This is a genomic window from Aquirufa sp., from assembly GCF_964796385.1.
Genome location: NZ_CBAUBA010000016.1, coordinates 19,481 through 38,717 on the forward strand (window position 1 = coordinate 19,481; position 19,237 = coordinate 38,717).

The 19,237-nt window shown below is 29.3% G+C and carries 19 protein-coding genes; 10 read left to right on the forward strand and 9 right to left on the reverse strand.

The window, feature by feature from the left end:
* Positions 1-2: 2 nt before the first annotated feature.
* The gene (locus tag AC1W6K_RS06610) at positions 3-2,648 is read right to left on the reverse strand and encodes an SLBB domain-containing protein (protein ID WP_481946879.1); all 2,646 of its coding nucleotides are present in this window, start codon (positions 2,646-2,648) and stop codon (positions 3-5) included.
* A 146-nt stretch (positions 2,649-2,794) separates the two neighbouring features.
* Between AC1W6K_RS06610 and AC1W6K_RS06615 the strand changes: the two genes are divergently transcribed.
* Positions 2,795-4,666, forward strand: coding sequence for a DNA topoisomerase IV subunit B (locus AC1W6K_RS06615; protein WP_481946880.1), 1,872 nt, complete (start codon positions 2,795-2,797; stop codon positions 4,664-4,666).
* On the opposite strand, the gene AC1W6K_RS06620 is transcribed toward AC1W6K_RS06615, so the two are convergent.
* Entirely contained in the window at positions 4,663-4,977 is a 315-nt protein-coding gene (locus tag AC1W6K_RS06620) for a hypothetical protein (protein WP_481719227.1), read from the reverse strand. The genes AC1W6K_RS06615 and AC1W6K_RS06620 overlap by 4 nt on opposite strands.
* Before the next feature lie 49 nt (positions 4,978-5,026).
* Between AC1W6K_RS06620 and AC1W6K_RS06625 the strand changes: the two genes are divergently transcribed.
* From AC1W6K_RS06625 to AC1W6K_RS06660, 8 genes are read left to right on the forward strand one after another with little or no spacing between them, the layout of a single operon-like run.
* A complete protein-coding gene (locus tag AC1W6K_RS06625; protein WP_481946881.1) occupies positions 5,027-5,746 on the forward strand; it encodes an electron transfer flavoprotein subunit beta/FixA family protein in 720 nt (239 codons plus the stop codon).
* A gap of 4 nt (positions 5,747-5,750) precedes the next feature.
* The gene (locus AC1W6K_RS06630) at positions 5,751-6,698 is read left to right on the forward strand and encodes an electron transfer flavoprotein subunit alpha/FixB family protein (RefSeq protein WP_481946882.1); all 948 of its coding nucleotides are present in this window, start codon (positions 5,751-5,753) and stop codon (positions 6,696-6,698) included.
* A 24-nt stretch (positions 6,699-6,722) separates the two neighbouring features.
* Complete coding sequence (locus AC1W6K_RS06635; protein ID WP_481946883.1) at positions 6,723-7,319, forward strand: bifunctional nuclease family protein; 597 nt, start codon at positions 6,723-6,725, stop codon at positions 7,317-7,319.
* Positions 7,316-8,188 (forward strand): cell division protein FtsX, encoded by an 873-nt coding sequence (locus AC1W6K_RS06640; RefSeq protein WP_481946884.1) that lies wholly within the window; start codon positions 7,316-7,318, stop codon positions 8,186-8,188. Before AC1W6K_RS06635 ends, AC1W6K_RS06640 begins: the two co-directional genes overlap by 4 nt.
* Before the next feature lies 1 nt (position 8,189).
* A complete protein-coding gene (locus AC1W6K_RS06645; protein ID WP_481946885.1) occupies positions 8,190-8,408 on the forward strand; it encodes a DUF3098 domain-containing protein in 219 nt (72 codons plus the stop codon).
* Positions 8,401-9,183 (forward strand): undecaprenyl-diphosphate phosphatase, encoded by a 783-nt coding sequence (locus tag AC1W6K_RS06650; RefSeq protein WP_481946886.1) that lies wholly within the window; start codon positions 8,401-8,403, stop codon positions 9,181-9,183. The genes AC1W6K_RS06645 and AC1W6K_RS06650 overlap by 8 nt, the downstream gene beginning before the upstream one ends.
* Positions 9,174-9,863 carry a tRNA pseudouridine(55) synthase TruB gene (truB, locus tag AC1W6K_RS06655; protein WP_481946887.1) on the forward strand — a complete coding sequence of 230 codons (690 nt, stop codon included), beginning with the start codon at positions 9,174-9,176 and terminating at the stop codon, positions 9,861-9,863. The genes AC1W6K_RS06650 and truB overlap by 10 nt, the downstream gene beginning before the upstream one ends.
* Complete coding sequence (locus AC1W6K_RS06660; protein WP_481946888.1) at positions 9,847-10,806, forward strand: bifunctional riboflavin kinase/FAD synthetase; 960 nt, start codon at positions 9,847-9,849, stop codon at positions 10,804-10,806. The genes truB and AC1W6K_RS06660 overlap by 17 nt, the downstream gene beginning before the upstream one ends.
* Here AC1W6K_RS06660 and pheA read toward each other — a convergent pair.
* Complete coding sequence (gene pheA, locus AC1W6K_RS06665) at positions 10,780-11,859, reverse strand: prephenate dehydratase (RefSeq protein ID WP_481946889.1); 1,080 nt, start codon at positions 11,857-11,859, stop codon at positions 10,780-10,782. The genes AC1W6K_RS06660 and pheA overlap by 27 nt on opposite strands.
* Before the next feature lie 92 nt (positions 11,860-11,951).
* Between pheA and AC1W6K_RS06670 the strand changes: the two genes are divergently transcribed.
* Positions 11,952-13,049, forward strand: a complete 1,098-nt coding sequence (locus tag AC1W6K_RS06670; protein WP_481946890.1) for a glycosyltransferase family 4 protein — start codon at positions 11,952-11,954, stop codon at positions 13,047-13,049.
* Here the strand turns inward: AC1W6K_RS06670 and AC1W6K_RS06675 are convergent.
* Genes AC1W6K_RS06675 through AC1W6K_RS06700 form a run of 6 tightly spaced genes read right to left on the reverse strand, consistent with a single transcriptional unit; the run spans position 13,009 to position 19,211 of the window.
* Complete coding sequence (locus AC1W6K_RS06675; protein ID WP_481946891.1) at positions 13,009-14,196, reverse strand: MraY family glycosyltransferase; 1,188 nt, start codon at positions 14,194-14,196, stop codon at positions 13,009-13,011. The genes AC1W6K_RS06670 and AC1W6K_RS06675 overlap by 41 nt on opposite strands.
* The gene (locus AC1W6K_RS06680) at positions 14,193-14,756 is read right to left on the reverse strand and encodes a WcaF family extracellular polysaccharide biosynthesis acetyltransferase (RefSeq protein ID WP_481946892.1); all 564 of its coding nucleotides are present in this window, start codon (positions 14,754-14,756) and stop codon (positions 14,193-14,195) included. Before AC1W6K_RS06680 ends, AC1W6K_RS06675 begins: the two co-directional genes overlap by 4 nt.
* A complete protein-coding gene (locus AC1W6K_RS06685) occupies positions 14,749-15,636 on the reverse strand; it encodes a glycosyltransferase family 2 protein (protein ID WP_481946893.1) in 888 nt (295 codons plus the stop codon). The genes AC1W6K_RS06680 and AC1W6K_RS06685 overlap by 8 nt, the downstream gene beginning before the upstream one ends.
* Before the next feature lie 3 nt (positions 15,637-15,639).
* Positions 15,640-16,791, reverse strand: coding sequence for a glycosyltransferase (locus AC1W6K_RS06690; RefSeq protein ID WP_481946894.1), 1,152 nt, complete (start codon positions 16,789-16,791; stop codon positions 15,640-15,642).
* Positions 16,792-17,934, reverse strand: a complete 1,143-nt coding sequence (locus AC1W6K_RS06695) for a glycosyltransferase family 4 protein (RefSeq protein WP_481719455.1) — start codon at positions 17,932-17,934, stop codon at positions 16,792-16,794.
* Complete coding sequence (locus AC1W6K_RS06700; protein WP_481946895.1) at positions 17,931-19,211, reverse strand: O-antigen ligase family protein; 1,281 nt, start codon at positions 19,209-19,211, stop codon at positions 17,931-17,933. Before AC1W6K_RS06700 ends, AC1W6K_RS06695 begins: the two co-directional genes overlap by 4 nt.
* Positions 19,212-19,237: the final 26 nt, after the last annotated feature.

Consider the following 19,237-nt stretch of genomic DNA (forward strand, 5'->3'; position numbering starts at 1 on the left):
ATTTAATTTGCCGTTGCTTTTATAAGCGTGATAATACCGATTACACTTGTAACTGTACCAGTAAGAACTGAAACCAACTGGAATACTTGTTGAGCAGTGTTGACATTCTTAACATTTCTCGGTACTATAATTTCCGCTCCTCTTTCAATTTTAGGAAAATATCGAATAAATAGAACGTTCCTTGCTCGTTTGACAGATCCATTAGAATATAATACATAGGCCCTTTTTCTTGACGAATTAGCAGTAAATCCTCCTGCTTCTGAAATGAAATCTTTAAATGATTTTCCTTCATTATATTTTACGCTATTGGGATATAACACTTCACCTGTAACCTTTACTGTTTGAGGCTCCCTTGGTATATCTATAATATCACCTTCGTTCAAAAATAAATCTTCTTCCCCACCAGGGTTGTTTATAGCGGCTAAAAGATTAATACCAATTAATTCTGTGTTCTTAGTAGCAGATTCTTCAGTTCTAATTGAAACACCGTTAAAATTATTTTGTATTTGACTCAGTTGTTCCTTTTTTCTTGTCTTCTCGGACTCTGTTAATTGGTTTTTACGAATTAATTTAGCACCCTGAGGGTATGCCTGATTATTTAATCCACCGGCTCGGCTTACTAGTTCTGATAAGCGTTCGTCTTTTTTTTCTAATCCATAAACTCCAGGGAATACAATTTGCCCTTGCATGGTAACAAATTGTTGTAATTCGTAGTTGGGAGAAGTTCGGATAAACACTTCATCAAATGGCATTAATTTAAACGAAGATGCTGTTCCATCCAACTGAAGGTTCTTGCTAATTCCAAATTTAATTATTTCAGCAATTTGTGAATTGATTAATTTTGGACTATCAAGCCCTATATTTTTTTTCCTTCTTACTATCTCTACAAAACCTGTTGCAGCGGATTCTCGTAAACCACCAGCTTTTAGAATCAAATCCTCTACTGACATATTTTCAACGTATGGTAATGTAAGTTTTACTTGTCGGTTAATTAATGAATTACTAGTAGATTCAGATTTTAAATCATTAGCTATTTCTGTATCTACATCAATTTTTTCTTCTTCCTCCTCGTCATTTTGGAAATCTTGAAATTGATTATCATAACTACCCTGAAGTTGCCCCGTATTATTTTGTAAATAATTTGGCTGCTCGTCAGTTGTTAATTTTATACCTGCTTTTGATTTTTTCTTATCTGAATCTTTCGAATTGAAGGTTTTTTTTACAATGTTGATTTCACCATGTATCGTAACTGTATATTTTTCGCGTAAATCTAGAATTGAAAAAATTGAAATTTTATCCTCCCTTTTTAATTTGATATCCTTAGAATTATCTAGAATTACTTCTTTAAGATTTACCGAAAGATTAGTTCTAGATAAATCTTCATTAATTCGTTCAACTAATATTCGATCAAGAAATGCATCCTCTTTTAATCCTCCGGCACGTGAAATGATTTTTAGAAGAGATTCGTTTCCTTCAACAGCAAAATCACCAGGTCTGAACACCTCACCAATAACAGTGATTTTATTTTCAAATCTGTCTTTGTCAATTGATTCCACCTGAATTAAATCACCTGCCTGGGGATAAAATGAATTAAAAATGCCTGAATTTAAATCGATTAATTTCCTATCCCTATTTGTATATCTTGTAATTTTGACTAGATCTTTAAAGGCGTCTTCCGAAAATCCTCCACAAAAATTACTCAAAACGTAGTCTAAATTTTCATTAGGCAAAACTTCAAATAAAGCAGGTCGTTTAACTTTTCCCTTTACTTCAATTCTTGTTTTGTATACGCCAACTTTCACAATATCTTGATCTTGTAAGATCATATCATTTCGTTGAATACCGGTAGTTAAAAAGTCATACAAATCGAGTTTACCTACTAACTTTTTATTTCTTATTAATTGAATTTCTCTGAAAGTTCCATTCTCCGTCGGACCGCCTGCCAAGTATAGAACATTCATTATCCTTGCAAGTGAAGGCACGGAATATGTCCCAGGAAACATAACTTCACCTTGAATTGATACTCCAATTGTTCGAATATTGCCTAGAGATACACTTGCACTTAAGGATGTAGGTCCACTATTACTTGATCCTTGCTTTAATCCTATGAATATTTGGGATAGCTTGTTGATGATTTTGTTTTTTGCCTGGTCTATTGTTAAGCCAGCTACATAAACATTACCTATTCTATTTATTTTAACATAACCATCTGGACTAACTATCAAATTATAATGTTCTTCAGAATAACCATTAATATCTACGATTAGCTCATCTTCTGGACCTACTATATAATTAATTGGTGTTGCTATTTTTAAATTGGGCTCAAAAACTCCAATTTTATTATTGAAAATAGCATAGCCAAAGATTTTTTTTCTTAAGCTGACTAATGCAGTGTCGATATCTTCCGTCAAATCAGAAAAATTTCGATTTGTAATCAGACTGTCTCTTAATTTTTTCTGTTGGTTACTATACAATACTGTTCTTTTGGAACTGTTACTCGCTCCTTGTGGAGGCATGTTGTTATTAGAGAAATTAGAACGCATTAACAACTGACTTGGAATACCTGTCATGTTAGGTAACAACTGAGCTTTCAATTGGATACCAACAAGTAATAATAAAATTGCTAAGCAAAATTTTCTAAGCGCCATAATCTTATAAATTATCTTGAGAATAAGATGCGAAATAACGAAAAAAAGCGGAGCAATCCTTAACTTTATGAAATTCTTTCCTATCGTTTAATGATAAGAATAGGTTCTTAAAAGAGTTTAATAAAAGTCAAGAAAGAAATAGAAATATGGAAAATTTAGTCCCTGTTTATAATGATGATAGTATACGGTCATTAGATTGGAAAGAACACATACGTTTAAGGCCTGGTATGTATATTGGGAAATTAGGAGATGGATCTTCTGTTGATGATGGAATATATGTTCTCGTAAAAGAAATCATGGATAATTCTATTGATGAACATATGATGGGCAATGGCAAACATATTGATGTAAAAATTTCAGACCACAAAGTAGAAGTACGAGATTTTGGTAGAGGCATACCATTAGGTAAGGTTATCGACTGTGTATCCAAAATTAATACCGGTGGGAAATATGATTCAGGAGCATTTCAAAAATCAGTAGGTTTAAATGGTGTGGGTACAAAAGCAACAAATGCGCTCTCCAATTACTTTAAAGTTCAGTCATATCGAGATGGTCAAACAATGTGGGCAGAGTTTAGCAAAGGAGAATTAATTGGTCAATCTTTAAAGATTGAATCTTCAAACTCAAAAAGCGGTACATTTATTTGTTTTGAGCCAGATAATACAGTTTTTAAAAATTATCACTTTATTCCTCAATATTTAGATTCACTATTCTGGAATTACGCCTTTTTAAATGCTGGATTAACAATTAATTTTAACGGGCAAAAGTATTTTTCTGAAAAAGGTTTATTTGATCTTTTGTCGAAAAAAACAAATTCAGAAGAAAATCGCTATCCTATTGTTCATCTCAAGGGTAACGATATTGAGATGGCTATTACCCATAATAATCAATATGGCGAAGAGTATTATTCTTTTGTCAATGGTCAAAATACGACTCAAGGTGGCACACATTTAGCTGCATTTCGTGAAGCTTTAGTTCGCACAGTTCGTGAATTCTTCAAAAAAGAATTTGATCCATCTGATGTCCGGGCTAGTATTGTTGGCGCAATAGCTATTCGAGTTCAAGAACCTGTTTTTGAATCTCAGACAAAAACTAAATTAGGATCTACAAATATTTCACCAGATTCTTCTTCTCCGTCAATTAGGACATTTATTGGTGATTTCGTTAAAACTGAGCTAGATAATTATCTACATAAGAATCCATCTGTTGCAGATGCTATATTAAAACGTATACTTCAGTCTGAAAGAGAAAGAAAAGATATTGCTGGAATAAAAAAATTAGCTAATGAACGGGCTAAAAAAGCTAATCTACACAATAAAAAACTTCGGGATTGTAGGGTTCATCTTTCCGATGATAAAGCTGAATCAAAACTTGATTCGGTGTTATTTATAACAGAAGGAGATTCCGCTAGTGGAAGTATTACAAAATCAAGAGATGTTCAAACTCAAGCTGTTTTTAGTCTTAGAGGAAAGCCACTTAATAGTTATGGATTGACAAAAAAAATAGTATATGAAAACGAAGAGTTTAATTTACTTCAGCATGCTTTAGATATTGAAGATACACTTGATAATCTTAGGTACAATAAAATTGTTATTGCAACTGATGCTGATGTGGATGGCATGCATATTCGATTATTAATTTTAACCTTTTTTCTACAATTTTTCCCTGATTTAGTTAGAAATGGACATTTGTATATTCTTGAAACCCCTTTGTTTCGTGTAAGGAATAAAAAAGAAACTATTTATTGCTATTCAGATGAAGAACGCAGGAATGCCATAGATAAATTAGGCCCTAAGCCAGAAATTACGAGATTTAAAGGTCTAGGAGAAATTTCACCGGAAGAGTTTGGTACATTTATTGGTGAAAATATAAAATTAGAACCAGTTATTTTGGAGAAAGATTTTACCATTCCACAGTTATTAAATTACTATATGGGCAAGAATACTCCTGAAAGGCAAAAGTTTATAATCGATAATTTAAAAATTGAAAAAGATATAGAGGAAGCGTTATTTGCTTAATCATATTCGTTAATTTCTATTAATTGCTCTAATTCATTCACAATTTTATTATTCTTATTTTTGTTCGCTAATTTTATCCCTTTAAGCGCTATTGCCTTACCTAATATCTCTTTATTTGTATAATAAAGATATTCAGCATAGAAATAGTAAATTGGTTGATAATCTGCATGGATTTCTAATATATATTCTGCAATAGTTTCTAGATTAGTGAAATCCCCTTGTTTCTTATATTCAAAAGCCAACAAATAATAATTAAAGGGATTGTTTGGCTCCTTTTTTATTTCTTCTTCAATAAATTCTTTTCGGTTCATTTTATTATATTAAAACAATTTAGTATGCTTGCATAACAAAATTAAAATTATGAATATATTAGTTTGTATTTCATGTGTACCAGATACAACATCAAAGATAACATTAACTGATAATAAGCATTTCAATTATGATGGTTTGACCTTTGTTGTCGGACCGTATGATGATTATGCGTTATCACGTGCAATTGAACTAAAAGAAAGTAACAACGCTGAGGTTGTTGTTTTGCATGTAGGTAACATAAATTCAGAGCCATTAATCAGAAAGTGTTTGGCTTTGGGTGCAGATAGTGCCATACGAATTGACACCGATCCAAGTGATTCCATTCAGGTAAGTAATGAAATTAGTGATTTCGTTAAAAATAATCCATTTGATTTAATTTTAATGGGTAAAGAAACTATCGATTATGGTAATGGGCTAGTTCCTGGCTTAGTAGCGGCAAATTTAAATATTCAAGTTTTTAGTCCGGTTCAAAAGCTTTTAGTTGTTGATGATAAACTCGAATTAGAAGTAGAAACTTTTTCTGGTAAAGCTACTATATCATGTAATATGCCAATTGTTTTAGGTTGTCAAGAACCTATAGCTGAATGGAAAATACCGAATATGCGTGGAATTATGTCTGCAAGAACTAAGGAAATTAAAGTTTTACCGGCTAAAATATATAAATCTGATTCTTTACTTAAATTAGAATTAGTTGAAACCAAACGCAAAAGAATTATGATTAATTCTGAAAATGCGGAAGAGTTGATTGATATATTATTTAAGATTTAATTGTATGAAGAAAGTAGCCTTATTTGTCGAATTTAATGATGAATATTTAACAGATAAATCTGTTAATCTATTTAGTAAAATAGTTAGTTTAGATATTGGGGAGATCGTGATTTATACATTTTCTAAATGTTCTATTTACAATTTGCCAGATTCACTTAAAACGGAATTGGTTTTTATAGGTTCAGACTCTTCAATTAATATAATTGATAAAGATACAGTCTCAATTATAACATCAGATTTCAAAAAAAGAAACATAGATATAGTGTTTGCATTAAAGTCTTTTTTAATTGATAGCTTATTGTCTCAGCTTGCTTATAATTTAGAATTCAACATAAAATCACAAATTATTGATTTTTATAAAGAGAACGATAATTTAATTTATTCATCAAGTGTTTTTAACAATAAGTCAATTGCTATTTACAGCGGTTCTTTACGTACTTCCATTTATATAGTAAGTAATAACTTTAATCCAAGCAACTCCCCTTCTAGTTTCAATATTATTGAGTTTGTTCCTTGTCAACTAAATACTTTAAAACATAATTTTAACGTTTTATCTTTTGATTCTGTATCAAATAAGGTTTCACTTGCTGATGCTCAGATTGTAGTGGGAGCTGGACGTGGGCTAAAGGATCCAACTAATTGGGCTATTATTGAAGAATTATCATCCATTTTAAATGCAGCTACTGCTTGCTCAAAACCTGTTTCGGATCTTGATTGGAGGCCTCATTATGAACATGTTGGGCAGACCGGTGTTAAAATAGCGCCTTCAGTTTACATAGCTTGCGGAATATCGGGAGCAATACAGCATTTAGCGGGTGTAAATTCATCAAAAACAATAGTTGTCATAAACAACGATCCTGATGCTCCTTTCTTTGCTAACGCAGATTATGGTATTATTGGTGATGTTTTTGACATCGTTCCTAGACTAATAAATAAATTAAAAAATCGCTAATTAAAGGAACCAAATTTGGTATATTTGTTGCCTAAATCATTCAAATTGCCCGTATATCATACCTTGCGAATAAATACGATTGCTCCTAGTTCTGTAGCGGCTAATTCTTATGTAATCGTGTTACAAAGTATTGAACTCTCAGATTTGTCTTTCCCCATTGTAATTGGTAATCAAGAAGCTCAATCGATTTCAATATTTATAGAGGGTATTTCTATTAAAAGACCACTTACACATGATTTGATTTTTCAAATTTTACTTTCTACTCGAACAGATTTAGAATTTGTGGAAATTACTAGTTTTAAAGACGGGATTTTTTTTGCTGAATTACATTTAATTAATAATAATGTGAATACGGTTGTTGATGCGAGACCTTCGGACGCAATAGCAATTGCAATAAGGTTTAAAAAAGAAATACGCATAAATATAGATTTATTAAATTCTATTGGATTTAATTCAAATCAAGAAATTAAAGTTGATACAGATGGATTGAACGCGGATATTTATCAATCTAAATCAAAGTCTGAATTAGAAAAGGATTTGTTATTAGCTTTGACAAATGAAAACTATGAAGAAGCAGCGTATTTACGTGATCAAATTGAAAAATTGAATTCAAAAGAATGAAATATAATAAAGTAAAATCATCATCAACAAGCTCCATGATGATCGCTGCAATAGCTGGATTATCATTTATTATGGGTTTGTTTTACTTTCTGTTCCTTGGAGCAAATTCATGGGGAAATCATTTAAAGTCTCAAATAAAAGTATATGTTTATTTAGATGATTCGTTAAATAAAAGTCAAATTAATGAGACTATTTATAAATTAAAATTAGATACATTTATCAATAAAACTGATGTAAAATTTGTTTCTAAGGAACAAACAGCTAAAGATTTCTTGGCTTCTTCACATGAAAATTACGAGGAACTATTAGGAGATATGAATCCATTTAAAAATTTAATTATACTTGGTATAAATGATAGTTATTTGTCAACAAGTAGTGTAAATAGTTTAGTAAGGAAAATTAAATTAATGCCGGGGATTTTCGACGTTAGCTACCCTTCAAGTATATTGTTCGATTTAACACCTAAAATTAAACTCATTACAAGTATTGTTTTGCTTCTCATGATTATTCTTAGTTTGTGGATATATTTTCAATTTTTGGGTTTTGTTAAATTGCAAATTCATTCAAATAGAATACTTATCAAATCAATGCAATTGTTAGGTTCAACAAATAACTTTATACAGAAACCTTTTTTAACTAAATCATTACGGTTCGGAATTATTGGAAGTATTTTGGGTATATTATTAATTAATGGATTAGCCTTTCTTATCACTTTGCAGATTCCAGAAATTCAAATAATTATTTTTAATTTAAATGTTCAGTTAATCTTTCTTGTTTCTAATCTAATTTTTTCATTGATTTTTAGTATTATCAGTACCTTTTGGGTATTAAATAATTACTTAAAAAGTTCACTCACTAATTTAATTTAAGATGGCATCAAATGATAAAAATAATTTACCACTTAATTCGACAAGTATTAAAATTTTAGTGGTTGGAATATTGACTATGTTTATTGGTTTTTTTGTAATGACATTAGATAAAGAGCTATTTGGTTTTGGATTTTTAGGAATAACATTAGGCCCATTATTAGTTTTATTAGGTGTCTTTATTCCGATTTTTTCACTATTTACTAAGAAGTCTAATGATTGATTTTTACCAAGCAATTATTCTTGGTGTAATTGAAGGACTAAGTGAATTTCTGCCCATTTCCTCAACTGCACATTTAATAGTTGGCGAGTTATTATTATCGATTAAGCCCTCACCATATTTGAATTTTTTTACAATATTTATTCAATTAGGGGCCATTTGTGCAGTTCCTATTTTGTTTTTTAAACGTCTAACAACTTCTTTAAACATTTATAAATCTGTTATCATTTCTTTTATACCCGCTGTTATATTAGGGTTATTGTTAGATGAATTTTTAGAAAATCTTTTTCAAGGCTATTGGTTCATATGTGTTAGTTGGATTATTGGTGGGTTTATTCTGGTGTTTATTGATCAGTGGATATCTGGAAGTAAAGACGATAAAATTGATGAAATGAGCTATCTACAATCAATTAAAATTGGTTTGTTTCAATGTTTAGCAATGATCCCTGGGGTATCAAGATCAGGTGCATCAATTATAGGAGGACGCCTGGCTGGATTGAGTCACCAAAATGCTATTGAATTTTCGTTTTTATTAGGTATACCAACAATTCTGGGTGCATGTGCAAAAAAAATATTTGATTACCGTAATGATATTGAAGTTTTCGCTTCAGGCAATAATGTAATTTATCTTGGCGTATCGTTTTTTGTATCTTTTATAGTTGCTTTTTTTTCAATAAGATTTATGATAAACTTGGTAAATCAGTATGGATTTAAATATTTCGGATATTACAGAATATTTATAGGTTTAATATTCGGAATTTATTTATTGTGGAGATAGAGCGTTTAGAAAATCAATTTTATTTAGTTGATAAGCCATCAACATGGACATCATTTGACGTCGTTAAAAAATTGAAAGTTATCGGAAAATTTAAAAAAATAGGTCATGCAGGCACATTAGATCCTCTTGCAACTGGGCTTTTAATTATTTGTGTTGGTAAACACACAAAGAAAATAGACTACTTTCAAAATATGCCAAAAACCTATATAGGGGAACTTATTTTTGGAAAAACCACACCATCAATTGATTTAGAGACTGAATTTAATGGAGAATTCCCTATTTCACATATAAGTGAATTAATGATTAAAGAAACCGTTTTAAATCATTTTATAGGAGAAATTAAACAGGTTCCTCCTATATATTCTGCCATAAAACTTGATGGTAAACGATTATATAACTATGCACGTTCTGGTGTAGATGAATCAAAGCTTGTCATCAAAAGTAGAGATGCTATAATTTATGATTTTGAAGTAGATACACTTAAGTTTCCAGTGGTTAGTTTTAAGATTACTTGTTCCAAAGGAACTTATATACGTAGTTTAGTGAGAGATTTGGCATTAACATTAAATTCTGGTGCATACTTAAATAAATTAACTAGGACTCATATTGGTACATACAGCCTTGCTGATGCACAGGACATTAAGAATTTTGATCAATCAATTTATGAGGAGATATTCTAGTGTAAATCAATTAAGTAAAGAAACGTTTGAAGGTTGTGTTTTATCGATTGGTATGTTCGATGGCGTACATTTAGGTCATAAGCAAGTTATTGATACTTGTTGTCGTATTGCTCAAAAAAATAATTTAAAATCCGTTTTAATTACATTTTCAAACCATCCATCAGAGTATTTATCTTCTGATATCAATGTAAAATTATTGTCTACATTGGATGAAAAAATTAAACATTTAAGCAATACATTACTTGATATACTAATTGTTCTCCCTTTTGATTTAAAAATGGCTAGTTTATCAGCTAAAGATTTTATTGAAAATATTCTTATAAAAAAGCTTAATTGTAAAGTGATAATATTTGGATATGACAACCATTTTGGAAAAAATAGACAAGGTTCTCCTGAGTATATTAATTTTCATTATGGGGAAAAAATTAAAACTATCGTTGTTAAAGAAAAAAAGATTAATGCTGAAATCATAAGTAGTAGTCGCATTAAAGAACTAATTGATATTGGAAATATTGCCTTAGCTAATCAATTTTTAGGTTATAATTATACGGTGCATTCAGAAGTTGTACATGGGAATAAATTAGGAAGAACAATTGGATTTCCTACAGCTAATTATGATTTGAGAAAAAATACAAAGGTTTTACCTTGCCCAGGTGTATATCTAACAAATAATATTTTAGAGACTCATGATGGAATCAAAAATATAATTGGATTAACTAATGTAGGCTATAAGCCAACTGTTACGAGTAGTACAAATTTATCAATAGAAACACATTTAATAGATTTTGATGCAGACATATATGGCTACAAAATAGAGTCGCAATTTATTTGCCGAATTAGATCAGAAAGAAAATTTAATTCATTAGATGAATTAAAAACGCAAATTATACTAGATAAAAAAGATGCTTTAGATAATTTAACAAAGATTCATGTAGCTACCTAAGAATGTTATTTCGTCTGTTTTTTTATCAATTAACTGTTGAATCTTAGTATCTAATTTATTTCCTTCAATATCTATAAAAAACCAGAATTTAAATTCATTTGTGTCTTTTTGTGGCCTAGATTCTATTTTCAATAGATTAATATCTGCATCTTGGAATTCCTGTAATAATTTTAATAATGTACCTGGTTGATTATCGTTTTTCAGTTTTACAGCTAAGCTCGTTTTATCTCTGTTGGTTTTTTTTAAATTTTCTAATTTTGAAAGGATAACAAAACGTGTTTGATTCGAATCATTATCTTGAATATTGTCAAACAATATTGGCAAACCATAAATTTTTGCGGCAATGTGAGAACAAAGTGCTGCGGAATACTTAGTCTCCATACCAAGTTTGGCTGCCTTTGATGTTGAATCTACATGTACAAAAAAATCATCCTGTTTATTAGCGAAGTAATCTTGAAGAAATCCTTGACATTGGTTAAATGCAATATCTTTAGAAAATATTTGCTTTATCGATTGAATAGATTCCTCTTTCGTTGCCAAACAAAAATTTACTGCAATAATAATTTCAGAAATAATAAATAAATTTCTTTCACGTAGTAGGTCCAAACTTTCTTTAACCATTCCCTCTTGATTATTTTCAATAGGTACTATGCCATATTTAACTCTCCCAGTTTCTACTGAATCAAAAATAGATTTAATGCTTGGTAGCGAAATATAATCAGCTACAGCACCGAATCTTGATTCAGCTGCTTGATGAGTAAAACTTCCTTCTGGCCCCAAAAATGAAATTAATTCTGGTAATTCAAGATTTCGTGAAACACCGAAAATTTCAAGGAAAATAGCTTCAATAGCTTCATTACTTAATTTACCTCGATTGTTTTTAATCAATCTATCTATAATTTCTTTTTCTCGATCAGGATGATATATTAAACTTTTAGATTCCCGCTTAATAACACCTATTTGGTCAACGATTTCCATTCGTTCACTTAACAGTTGTAATATGTTGTCATCAATATTATCGATTCCTTTTCTTAACTCATCAATTGCACTCATCTAATCATGTTTAGAATATCAGTATAAATTTAGTAATTTTGATTGAATAGCGTATTTTATTTAAAATTATTCCCAATTATTAAAGCTTATAAATGTCAAAAATTAGAATATTATTTTTTACAAATAATTTAAAGAGAACTGGCTCAGAGGTAGTATTATTTAATCTAATATCTAAATTAGATCCAGTATTATTTCAAATTGGTATTATTGCATTAAGTGAACAGGGCGAATTAATTAATGAATTACCTTCTCATATTACTAATCATAGCTTAAAGACTGAATATAATCTCTTTAATAAAGTACAACATTATATTGGTCAGGATTTATTGTTATCTCAACTCAAAAGGATACAAGATGAGAACAAATATTCCGTATGGTATATAAATAGCTTAACCCCTGCCCACGTTCTAAAATATGCTCAATATTTTAAGGTAAAAACCATTTGTCATATACATGAACTAGCATCGAATTATTCATATATAACTAGTCATGTTTTTGATCTTATACTTAATTCTAATATAATTATTGCTTGCTCTCAATTAGTATATGAAGAAATTAGTAGTGTATATAATGGACACTTGCAAATAGTAAAATCTACAATTGATTTAGATTATATTGATAAACTTAATTTGAATAGCACTCAATCTATCAATAATGATATCATTATATTATGTGCGGGAACTGTCTCCTATAGAAAAGGCACAGATTTATTCATTCAAGTAGCAAATAAATTAGTTGATAGAAAATTTAAATTTGTTTGGGTTGGTCAATTTTCTAATTCCGGATATTCATCATGGATTAAAAAAACTCATAAAAAATTATCCAATAATAATGTTGAGTTTATCATTCCCAAGAATCAAAAAGAATACTATAACTTAATTAAGAGTTCTAGTGTATACTTTTCTACTTCAAGAGAAGAATCTCTAGGTTTATCAATGCTTGAGGCCATATATTTAGGTAAACCTGTTATTGCATTAAATTCAGGGGGCGCTTCACTATTAATTGATGATACTAATGGCATGTTAATAAACTCATTTGACATCAAATCAATTTCAGTTGAAATAGATGATTATATTCAAAATAAATTAGAATTATTCGATTCAAGTTTAATTCACAGTGTTTTAGACAATTATAATCAATTAGTTGAATTTAATCATTGGCAGGATCTTCTGAAGAAAGTTGTTCTTTAATTTTCTTCTCATCCATTAATTGTAATCTTTTGATTTTATCAATCTTTGTAAATTTGATTCTATCTACATTCCTTATCCTTTTAGTTAAAAGAAAAGCTAATGTACAATAGGTACTAAATAGCAATATTGTTGTGCCTATAAATTCATAGTTTGTGAATTTGGGGAGAAATACAAAATATGCTAATAACAGTAGGCAATTACCTCCTACTAACAATAAAGTAGCAGCCATATGGGATATACCTTGGTCGATCAAAATATGGTGCAAGTGATTTCTATCACCTTCAAATGGTGACTTTAAAGCTAGTAGGCGAACTATAAACATTCTTAATGTATCAAATAACGGCAGAATTAAAATTAACATGGCTAAAATAGGTGCATCATTACCTAACTGTGGATTATATAAATAGTCACTATTTAAAATAATATATTTAACTGCAAAAAAAGATAGCAGAAAGCCGACAATTAGTGAACCAGTATCACCCATAAAAATTTTATTTTTTATAGACCAATTGTATCTTAAGAAACCAATTAACGAGCCAGCTAAAGAAAAAGCTAAGGTTGCATGTGCAAAAAGACCTAAATTGAAAAATAAATAACCAAAACAAATTGATGCCATAACTCCCACAGTTCCTGCTAAACCATCTATACCATCAAGTAAATTGATAGCATTAATTAAAGAAATGAAAATGAATGTTGTAAAAATTATACTCAAAAAGTAAGGTATATTATTAACGCCTAGTAAACCATAAAGTGAATTAATTCTCAAATCTCCTAGTGTAATCAATAGAACAGAAGCTGCGATCTGAATTAATAGTTTTTTCTTTGGAGAAAGAATTAAAATATCATCTTTTATACCGAGAAAAAATAGAATAATTAAATCAGCAACAGCTAAATGTATTTCATGGCCTTCGTAAGGATTGTCCCAAATAAAATAACTAATCAATGTAGCAGCAAATATGGCTACTCCCCCAAGTGTTGGTGTCAATGTCTCATGTGAACTTCTCAGCTCTATTTCAGCCATTAAATCTTTTAATTTTGAAATATTTATTATGACGGGGATTGAAGCAATAGATATTATTAATGAAATAATAAGTGATGAAATTATTTGAAATTCTTTATTCTCAAATAACATTATATATTCTTTCATATGGCTTTATCTATAACAATCCGATTTTTAATTTTATTAGCGGGATGTCCTTGATTAATTGTATAAGATTCTAAGTTTCGACTTGCTACTGAATGTATATTTAATACAGCATGCGTTTCAATATGAACACCTCCAACTACAATGCTTTTTGCACCTATCCAAACTCCATCTTCAATTATTATTTCTTTTGAATTTAATGGGAAATCAATTTGGGTATAATCATGATTTCCTGTGAGTAATAGTGCTCCTTGAGAAATACATACGTTATTGCCAATATGTACAGATGAAATATTATCAATCCAACATGATTCGCCTAACCAAACGTGATCACCAAGTGATAAAAGCCAAGGAAATTTGATTTTTACCCAAGGTTTAATAATAGCAATTTTTCCAACTTTAGCGCCAAAAGACCTTAAAATAAATACTTTTAGATTATTGGGATATGGTATATTAGTAAGGAAAAAGATATTCGAGCAAATTAACCATAAAAAATATTTAAGTTTTAAGGAAAAACTATTAAATATTACATGGTTGTAACGTGAAAAATCTACTTTATTCATCAATCTTATTTAAATAATTAATAATCTCGCTATCATTAAAATTAAACGTAAACTCAATTTCATAAACTTTGCAGTCAACTAAAAATCTATACCAGAAAACTTGCAACGCATTCCACATTAGTCCAGGATAACCGTCAAGAATACCTAATCTTAATATATATGAATATAAAAATAATAAAATAGGACGTAAAAATTTAGGTAATCTGTTATATATACTTTTTAGATTAAATAAAATTATATCTCTATTTGAAGCCTTTTCTTCATTTTTATATGAACGAATATATTTTTCTTTCAAGATCTCAATTGCTTCTCTATTTGCATATAAATTATGCTTCTGAGTCCACCAAGTCAAATTGTTTAAATTTTTATCGAAAAATACTTTATTTAATTTTAGTGTATTTGGGTGTTTAAGCACAATCTTTTCGTCCATCCATTTTTCGTTGGAAAAACCTTCACCTTTTCTCCAAATCCTCAATAACCACATTGGATTTAAACTACCAAAATTTAATTCTTTACCAAAAAAAATGACTTTTCGGTTAATATAAAAACCATTAACTTGACTATTATCATGTACTTGTAAAGTATGCTTTAATTCATCTATTAGTGAATTTGAAATGATTTCATCCGCATCAATACGCATCATCCAAGTTGTATTAAAGGGATTCGTATCTATTGCAAAATTAATTTGTTTGGAATGATTGATGAATTTATTTTGCTTGAAAATTATATTTTTATCAGTCAAAATTGCTAATGTAGAATCTGTTGAAAAAGAATCAACAACATAAATTTTATTTGTAATCTGCGAAATATTTTCAATTAAACGTTTTAAATGAATTTCTTCATTAAATGTTAATACTATTATTGACAGATTAGGAATCATTTTTTAAGTTAATATCTGATGAATATATTGATTAGCAACAGTTTCTATTTTAAATTTATCGTTAAATAATTTTATTCCATTTTTCTTAATAGACTCTCTTAAATCTGAATCTGAAGCAATTAGAGTCATTTTATCTTCAATTGATTGTATATTAAGATCACATATGAGCCCAGCCTCATACTCTTTAATATCATCTGAAAAACCAATAGTATTACTATAGATTCCTGGAATTCCATATCCAATTGCTTCCAATGCTGCTATGGAAAAACCTTCTGAATACGATGGAAGAATAAATACATTGCATTTTTCTAATAAGTAAGTTTTTTCCGTATTTTTTACTGGCTCAAGTAAATGAATTGAATTTGTATTACCAACACCCTCAATTTTGAATAATGTTTTTTTTATGACTGCTTTGTATCCATCATCAGGCCCTACTAATAAAAGCTTAGCCTTAAGATTATATTTGCTTTGAAATTCAATAAACGCCGGAATTAATAAGTCCAGCCCTTTCTTCTTATTTAACCTCCCCAAATACAAAAACACCATATCAGAATCTAATAAGATCGTATCAATTTTTGCCTTAAAAATATTGTCAATGATTTTTACACTTTTTTCTATAGCCAATCCATTAGGAATATATACTAATTTAGAGGATAAAAATGGAAAGTTTGATTTAACAAATTCTAATTCATTTTTACTAATAATGTGTATAAAATCGGCTTTACTAAGGCACCATTTTTGAATTATAATCCAAAATATTTTTTTTGAAATGATTGATTTACCCAATACATAATCATCCAAAAAACCATGAAGTGTTATAATTTTCTTTGCTTTATTCGGTATAATATATGGAAGTATAGAACCAAAATTCCATAATCCATGAGATATTATAAAATCAAATGCTAATCTATTATTCAAGAAAGTGTAAAAAAGTTTCCATGAAAAATCAGGTAATAGTTTAGCAAAAAAAGATCTTTTGAAAATAAATAATCGTTGGTTACAAGATAAATAATAGTTGTTTTGGCTAGTAGAAGGAGTAGAATATATATGTTGTTCTATATTGTGTCCATTTTGTATTTTAGAATGCGAATATATGACACTGGGGGGACCACCAGTTTCCCAAGTATAATTACATAAATGCAAAATTCTTTTCATTTAGTTAACACATTTAAAGGCACTAACAAACTCTCTAATAAGTTTGGATTCATCATATATGGATGAAATTTTTTTATTTAAATCTTTCAATGAATCATTTAATAATAATGAAGCAATGTAATCCTTAATTCGAAAATAAGTTAAGTTAGGGCTATCAAGGGTAAAATTAAACTCATCAATTACTAAACCATTAAATCCATTTATTATTAAATCATCTGCGCAGCCACAAGCACTAGAGCAAATTACTGGCAAACCATATTCTAATGCTTCATTCGCCACCATCCCCCAAGTCTCATTTAGCGAAGGTAATATAAATGCAGTTGCTGACTCATAAATTGGGCCTAATTGATCCCATTTTATCGCCCCCTCCAATACTAATGGTAACTCTTCCTTAAAAACTATTTTTTTAAAAATTGCTAGTTGACTTCCGTCACCCACTATTCTAATTTGACAATTAAAATTATCGTTTTTAAATAGTCGGCCTAAATTTATTAAACTTTCAATATTTTTTTCCTCAGAAAGCCTTCCCACAAACAATATATAGGGCACATTATTTGAGTAGGTACTGTTTGCATACAAATGGAATTTTGATCGGTCAAACGTATTCAAATACGAGTGTATTTGCCTCTTCTTTACTCCCAATCTATATAGATAATCATTTGATTTTAATCCATAAGACAAAAAGCCATCAGTTAAACTAATTAATACATTCTTATATGTATTATATATTAATTGAATTACACTAAATGAATGAAGTCTGTCAGAATGAATAGATTCATTTGTCATTAATGTTCTAATTCCTAATACTTTTGCTAAAACGAGAACTACAATAGTCCCAATTTCCGCATAACCTGTTAAATTAATAACGTCTGGTTTGAATTTTAATATAAATTTTATCCAAAGAAAAGTAGTTCTTAATGGATTAGAGTCCTCTAGACTAGTTTCATTAAGCAAAACATACGGGTAAGTGTAATTGAAATTGGAAAGATTAAAATCAATAATATTTAATCTGCTTCTTTCGCAAATTGAAGATTGAAGTACTAATAATTCATCAGAGGATTTTTCGAAATCTTCATATATCCCTTGAAAAATAACTGATTTATATTGGGTCCAAAGTTGATTGTGTAGAATTAATACTTTCATAAAAGTTTCTTGTCATTATACTCGATTCCTAAAAAACGAATTAGAACAATGTAAGTAACCCAAAAGGAAAAGTCTACAGGCCGCCCGGCGACAAATGTAGCCACCAATGTATGAATGTAAAATAAACCTATAAATACTTGAAATACATTACGGGAACTGAGCGCCTTAATGCAAAAATAGAATATCAATGAATTAAATAAAACAAAAGTGAAAAAGCCAAGAAAACCGAAATTGATAAAGGATTCTAAAATAGGGATATCTATGTATCTCTTTTTATATCCATGACCTAAAATAAATCCCCAAGGATCATTCTTCCATAGATTTAAGAAATAATTAATATTTACAACTCTCCCCATAGCGGACTCATCAAATTCACTTGATTTACCAAGACTAAGTCCTGTATTAACTGCTCTTAAAAATAGGGTTTGAAACGAATTGAAATAATTAGTAACTAATTTCCAAAACTTAAATTTTTCTTCAAAATAAAGTAATAATGAAAATAATATACCGTAGTATATTAGAATATAAGTTCGAATATTAGAAAAAACATTTCTCCACTTTAGAACATATATAATCATTAAAATAAGAACTACGCCAAGTGACAAAATAGTGGCCCTAGTTTGAGTTATAACTATAACGAGCAAACTAATAAGCATATTAAAGTGAGCCAATATTCTCGTGTAATATTTATCACCTAAATATAAGTTGTTGCCATTGTAAATAAGTAGTAACACTGAAATTATAAATCCCGCTAATCCATTTCGACTATAAACTTGAGGATTTCCAGTGAATTCTCCCGAATTGCTCTTATATTGAACAGTAGCTCTAGAGCCCAGAACAAACTCAGGATTTGTATAAATTGAATATAATAGGGCTAAACTTGTAATTAAAGTTGTAAATAAAATTAGAGTAGGCAAATACTTCTGAACTTCGTTATCAACTCGAAGTAAAAATAAAAAAAAGAAAAAAAGTAAGAAGAAATTAATACTATCTATGGCAAAGGAACGACCTTCCATATTATAGATAAAGAAATATAATAATGCTTGACAAAAAAAAGCTCCCCCTACTTGTAGTAAAATGATATTTGGTTTAAATCCAATTTTTACATGTGTAGAAGTATACAATAAAAGAATACCAATACTATAAACTATACCAGTAAAAATTGACCCTCCACCCAAACCAACATAAGCCTTTAAGAAATAAATAAGTGGGGGTAAAATCCAGAGAAGTAGGATTCCAAATGAATTCTTAAGTAAAGTCAACTTTCTCCCTAACAAAATGGTAGATATTATAGCAATTAATG

Coding starts and splice junctions, on each gene's coding strand:
- AC1W6K_RS06615 (WP_481946880.1), top strand. CDS start 2,795: ATGGAAAATTTAGTCCCTGTTTATAATGATGATAGTATACGGTCATTA.
- AC1W6K_RS06650 (WP_481946886.1), top strand. CDS start 8,401: ATGATTGATTTTTACCAAGCAATTATTCTTGGTGTAATTGAAGGACTA.
- AC1W6K_RS06625 (WP_481946881.1), top strand. CDS start 5,027: ATGAATATATTAGTTTGTATTTCATGTGTACCAGATACAACATCAAAG.
- AC1W6K_RS06620 (WP_481719227.1), bottom strand. CDS start 4,977: ATGAACCGAAAAGAATTTATTGAAGAAGAAATAAAAAAGGAGCCAAAC.
- AC1W6K_RS06630 (WP_481946882.1), top strand. CDS start 5,751: ATGAAGAAAGTAGCCTTATTTGTCGAATTTAATGATGAATATTTAACA.
- AC1W6K_RS06685 (WP_481946893.1), bottom strand. CDS start 15,636: ATGATTCCTAATCTGTCAATAATAGTATTAACATTTAATGAAGAAATT.
- AC1W6K_RS06610 (WP_481946879.1), bottom strand. CDS start 2,648: ATGGCGCTTAGAAAATTTTGCTTAGCAATTTTATTATTACTTGTTGGT.
- AC1W6K_RS06660 (WP_481946888.1), top strand. CDS start 9,847: ATGAGGAGATATTCTAGTGTAAATCAATTAAGTAAAGAAACGTTTGAA.
- AC1W6K_RS06690 (WP_481946894.1), bottom strand. CDS start 16,791: ATGAAAAGAATTTTGCATTTATGTAATTATACTTGGGAAACTGGTGGT.
- AC1W6K_RS06695 (WP_481719455.1), bottom strand. CDS start 17,934: ATGAAAGTATTAATTCTACACAATCAACTTTGGACCCAATATAAATCA.
- AC1W6K_RS06645 (WP_481946885.1), top strand. CDS start 8,190: ATGGCATCAAATGATAAAAATAATTTACCACTTAATTCGACAAGTATT.
- AC1W6K_RS06640 (WP_481946884.1), top strand. CDS start 7,316: ATGAAATATAATAAAGTAAAATCATCATCAACAAGCTCCATGATGATC.
- AC1W6K_RS06675 (WP_481946891.1), bottom strand. CDS start 14,196: ATGAAAGAATATATAATGTTATTTGAGAATAAAGAATTTCAAATAATT.
- AC1W6K_RS06680 (WP_481946892.1), bottom strand. CDS start 14,756: ATGAATAAAGTAGATTTTTCACGTTACAACCATGTAATATTTAATAGT.
- pheA (WP_481946889.1), bottom strand. CDS start 11,859: ATGAGTGCAATTGATGAGTTAAGAAAAGGAATCGATAATATTGATGAC.
- AC1W6K_RS06670 (WP_481946890.1), top strand. CDS start 11,952: ATGTCAAAAATTAGAATATTATTTTTTACAAATAATTTAAAGAGAACT.